The 1744-nt window shown below is 69.8% G+C and carries 3 protein-coding genes; 2 read left to right on the forward strand and 1 reads right to left on the reverse strand.

Annotated features, from left to right (window positions below; translation table 11 throughout):
- Positions 1 to 183: 183 nt before the first annotated feature.
- Positions 184 to 828: a GntR family transcriptional regulator gene (locus AC5RUJ_RS15735; protein WP_494128893.1), complete on the reverse strand. Its 645-nt coding sequence runs from the start codon at positions 826 to 828 to the stop codon at positions 184 to 186.
- Positions 829 to 978: 150 nt separating this feature from the next.
- Between AC5RUJ_RS15735 and AC5RUJ_RS15740 the strand changes: the two genes are divergently transcribed.
- The gene (locus tag AC5RUJ_RS15740; RefSeq protein WP_494000776.1) at positions 979 to 1215 is read left to right on the forward strand and encodes a hypothetical protein; all 237 of its coding nucleotides are present in this window, start codon (positions 979 to 981) and stop codon (positions 1213 to 1215) included.
- A 98-nt stretch (positions 1216 to 1313) separates the two neighbouring features.
- On the forward strand, positions 1314 to 1744 hold a 431-nt coding region (locus tag AC5RUJ_RS15745), incomplete at its 3' end, for a glycogen debranching N-terminal domain-containing protein (protein WP_494156185.1).

The following is a 1744-nucleotide window of genomic DNA, read 5'->3' on the forward strand; positions in this document are numbered from 1 at the left end:
CGCCGCGGGGCGGGGCTGGCACCCTGAGGCGGTGGGGAATCCGGGCTCGGTGGGGCGTCGGCGGTCAGTTGTGCGGGCGAGGGCAAGCGTGGTCCATGGGTCGAAAGGCCGGGCGGGCGGCCGGGATCAAAACCGGCCGGGAATCACTTTATCCCGTCGCGGCCCGGCTGCCCGGCAGGCGGGCTAGGAACCCTCCTGGCCCAGCCCTTCGGCGAGGATCCAGAATGTCTGGCGCAGCCGCTCCACCGCCGCCTCATGCTGGCCCCGCTGGAGGTACTGCACGGTCTCGCGCCAGCCGTCGGCCCAGAGAGGATAGGCGAGGGCGTGTTGGAACAAGTGCAACCGGGCCAGCGAACGGTCGAGGACGTGCATGTTCACGGCCCTCAGTTCCTGGTGATCCGCCGCCCCCAGGATGACGGTTACCAGGCTGCCGGCGGCGCGGTAGGCGCCCAGGATGTCCTCCCGGTCGGTCGCCGCCCGCAGGTCGTCCGCCATCGTGGCCATGGTGTCGATCTCCTGAGGCGACAGCCGCGGGGCTGCCCGCTCGAACAGCGCTACCAGCACCACGCCCATCACATCCAGGAGTTGGATGGCCTGCTGGGGACCGGGATTGGCGATCCGGTGTTCGTGCCCGGTGGCCTCGATCAGGCCTTCTTGCGTGAGATCGCCGACGGCGTCGCGCACCAAGGCTTCCTCCGCACCGATGCGGCCAGCGAGCCCGGCAACGGTCACCCTGGAGCCCGGCTCCAAACCGCCCGCCAGGATGTCCTCCCGCAGCCTGCGGACCGCTTCGTCGCGGTCCGCTCCCCCGGGACCGCTGCCCCTCATCATGACCCCCCTGCCGCGTATGACCGACGTCACATACGAGTAATGTACGCGAAAAGGTAGATCGGGGTCACTGGTGCTGGCTACTCTGATGGGACCTGCGGCACAGCGTCGTGCGGCAGGTTCTAAACGTGCAGTCAGGACGTGCGCAGAATGAACGCCACCTATACCGCCACCGCAACCGCCAACAGCAAGAACCACCAAGACTGGGGGCGGGCGATGGCGGCCGCGTTGGTCGATCTGGTCCAGCAAAGCGAAAGCGGCCCTTCCGGGCCCCGGGAGCTCTACGGCGACGAGCTGCGCTTGGTGATCGAAGAGACGACGGACGGGGTCCTGATCCACCTGTCCTGGACACCCGGCGGGCGGGACGCCTCCGGCACCGTCGCCTGAATCCATCCGGCCGGTGTCCGGCCGGCCGGTGTCCAGCCTGCCGGTGTCCGGCCTGCCGAAGATTGTTCCCGCGCAGCCGATGCTGCCAAGATGATTCCATGGTCTACCGCCAGCCCTACCTGCACGATCTCACGGGAGTATTTGCGGCACCCGTCCAAGCCTGGAGCGAGCCCCACGGGCAGATCCGGGGTACCGGGGCCCAAGGGGTCTACTGCGGGGACGACCGGGTGCTGGCCCGGTGCCTGCTGGCGGTGAACGGGCAGGAACCGGAGTGGATCTCCACCCAGTCGCGCTCGGCCGGGCGCGCCGACTTCTTCTCCTTCATCCGGACCGCCGAGGACGGGGCCGATCCGCTGGTCACCCTGAACCGCTCGCGGGCGGCGGAAGGCGGCCGGCTGGCCGAGGCGCTGACGTTCACGTCGGCCCTGGAGGACGAGTTGGAACTCCAGGTCCGCGTCGACCTGGTGGCCGATGCCATTCCCCTGGAGCAGGTGCGCGCCGGGGCCGCGGGCGAGGCCGGCTCGGTGGC

The organism is Arthrobacter sp. Y3223164, from assembly GCF_059091005.1.

Excerpts from the sequence above, each read along its gene's own strand:
- AC5RUJ_RS15740 (WP_494000776.1), top strand. The coding sequence starts at position 979 with ATGAACGCCACCTATACCGCCACCGCAACCGCCAACAGCAAGAACCAC.
- AC5RUJ_RS15735 (WP_494128893.1), bottom strand. The coding sequence starts at position 828 with ATGAGGGGCAGCGGTCCCGGGGGAGCGGACCGCGACGAAGCGGTCCGC.